We start from the raw sequence: 2,364 nt of genomic DNA, 5'->3' as shown, positions 1-2,364 counted from the left end.
GGGCGGGGTCCCTCCTCGGCGGGGGAGCAGCCTCGGTGGTGTGACTGCCTTCCTTCTGTGCCTCGCTACCGGACATGCCTGCGCCGCCTCGCCTGCCAGACCGCTGCCGCGCCCAGCACGGCCACGACCGCCGTGCCCGTCCACAGCCCCACCGAGGGACCGTCACTCCCCTTCTTCTCCCCCTCCTTCTCCCCCTCTTTCTCCTTCGTGGCAGTCTGCGACTTCTTGCCGGTCGTCACTTGCTCCCCGCAGCCCTTCTCCGGGTAGCCGGCGATCGCGCAGAGCAGGGCGTTGGTGTCGTAGCGGAGGGGCTTCGCCACCGTGGCCAGGGCCTCCGCCGTGGTCGCGTCGGGAGATATCTGGGCGCAGGCCGTGCGGGTGGGGGGCGGGGTCTCGCCGGACGGCGCGTCCGCGCGGGTGCCGAAGTCGATGAGCAGGGCCACCCGCTTCCTGCCGTCCCGCGCCGGTGTCTTCGCGCAGATCGTCGCGAAGTCGGCGGTCCCCCGAGGGGTCGCCGCGTCGCTGGAGTCCTCGCTCACGGAGAAACGGAACCCCTGGACGTCACCGTCGGAGGGACGGTCGGTGGAGGGGCCCTGGGTGGCGTAGGTCCAGTGCGTGGCGGTGCGGGTCCAGAAGGACCAGTAGCGGTAGCCGGTGGCCTGGGCCTGCTGGGCGGGGGTGAGGAGCAGGAGCAGTGCCGTCAGGAGCAGCGTGGTCCGGCGGATCACGGCTGTCGCTTCCTGTTCCGGCCGCTGATCAGGAAGCCCACGCCGATGCCCGCGACGAGGCAGACTCCGACGAACCACCAGACGCCGAACCCGGAGTCCTTCTTCTCGGCGTGCTTCCCGGCCGGCTCCGACTCCTTGGTGGGGTAGGCGCCGGCCGTCGGAAGAGCGGCCGGTTTCGGGCCTGTCGCGTTGAGGAGCCTGACAAGGTCCTGGCCGCCGAAGTCGTTGTAGTCGGAGGTCTCGGCGTTCGCGGCGAGGATCAGCTGGGCGTAGGCGGCGGGCCCGGACTGCTCGGCCCAGGTCGCGTAGTTGGCCTCCAGCCAGCGCATGGTCTCGGCTGCCTTCTCGCCCTGACCCGCGGTCGCGAGGGCGAGGACGGCATCGGCCGTGTTGCCGTAGTCCGGTTGGGGCTTGGCCCCAGGCAGCGCCGAGGTGAGGTGCTTGTCCTTGGCCAGGGACTTGAGGAGGTACGCGGCACCGTTCTGCGCGGCCTGCTCAGGGGACTTCGCGTCCTTGCAGGTCGGGCCCGTGCCCTGCGGCTTGACCGGCTCCCCGGCCAGCCCCTTGCCCAGCGCCCCCACAACGGCCGCCGCCGTCGCGTCCGCGTTGGCCGCCAGCTTGCCCCTCTTGTCCGGCTGGAAGGCGAAGGCGCCACCCGCGTCACAGGGCAGCGCCAGCTTCAGCAGGGCGTCGTAGGGGGACTTGCCGTCCTTCACGACGGCCTCCGGCTTCTCGCCGACGGCGGTCAGTGCGCCGATGACGACGGACGTCGAGTTCGCGTCGCTGGCGCCGCCCGGCGAGTAGCCCCAGCCGCCGTCCTTGTTCTGGACGGACTTCAGCCAGGTCACCGCCTTGCCGGAGGCCGTGTCGTGGCCGCCGAGCGCGGCGAGGGCCTGGACGGCGGCCGCCGTGCTGTTGGTGTCGACGGGCGCCTTGGCGCCGCAGGGAGCCTCGGTGTCGGCGCGGAATGCGGGGAAGGAACCGTTCGCGCACTGCTGGCCCAGCAGCCAGTCGATCGCCTTGGCGGCGGGCTTCACCCCCACGGTGTCCTGCGCGAGCAGACTGAGCGACTGCCGCCACACCCCGTCGTAAGTCGGATCCGCCGTGCCGTACAACCCGTCGGGTATCGCCACCTTCGGCGAGGGAGACGGCGGTGCGGCGACCGCGGGGGTCGCGGTGCCGATCACCACGGTGGCGGCCAGGGCCGCGGCGCAGCGGCTGACGACGTTCATGATCGGCGGATGCCTCTCCCTGTGGGGAGCCGGGCAGCACGGGACACCCCGGCGGCTCGGCCCCGTATTCCTCGACGGTGCCGTGTGCCGGCGAACTGCCGACGCACGTGAGCCGGTCACGAGTCCGTACGGGGCAGTCCGGCTCACCGGCCGGGGTCCGGCCGGATGACGGTTGCGGGTCAGCGCCGGAATTGCACCGGCTTCCCCCCGTACGGGCGTGATGACGACCCGGCCACTCTACCGGCCCGTAGGAATCACCTGAGCGGCGGCTGTGGGGCGCGGTACGTTCCGGGTCATGGGGATCACGGGGAGGGACGGCAGCGGCGGTGGCGATGGCGGCGGCAGGCTGCTCGGGTCCGGGCGGACCTCCGACGTCTACGAGCTCGACGCCGGGTGGGTGGTGC

At 72.3% G+C, this 2,364-nt stretch carries 2 protein-coding genes; both read right to left on the bottom strand.

All coding sequences use genetic code 11. The features are described from left to right. Positions 1–65 precede the first annotated feature (65 nt). The gene (locus GRC12_RS43695) at positions 66–728 is read right to left on the bottom strand and encodes an SCO2322 family protein (RefSeq protein ID WP_208785987.1); all 663 of its coding nucleotides are present in this window, start codon (positions 726–728) and stop codon (positions 66–68) included. Further along, positions 725–1,960, bottom strand: coding sequence for a prenyltransferase/squalene oxidase repeat-containing protein (locus tag GRC12_RS43690; protein ID WP_208785986.1), 1,236 nt, complete (start codon positions 1,958–1,960; stop codon positions 725–727). The genes GRC12_RS43695 and GRC12_RS43690 overlap by 4 nt, the downstream gene beginning before the upstream one ends. Positions 1,961–2,364 lie beyond the last annotated feature (404 nt).

The sequence above is a fragment of the Streptomyces griseorubiginosus genome, from assembly GCF_017614965.1.
Taxonomy (GTDB): domain Bacteria; phylum Actinomycetota; class Actinomycetes; order Streptomycetales; family Streptomycetaceae; genus Streptomyces; species Streptomyces griseorubiginosus_B.
Note: the sequence above shows the minus strand (reverse complement) of the source record. Positions and strands in the feature narration are given on the sequence as shown.

Excerpts from the sequence above, each read along its gene's own strand:
- GRC12_RS43690 (WP_208785986.1), bottom strand. The coding sequence starts at position 1,960 with ATGAACGTCGTCAGCCGCTGCGCCGCGGCCCTGGCCGCCACCGTGGTG.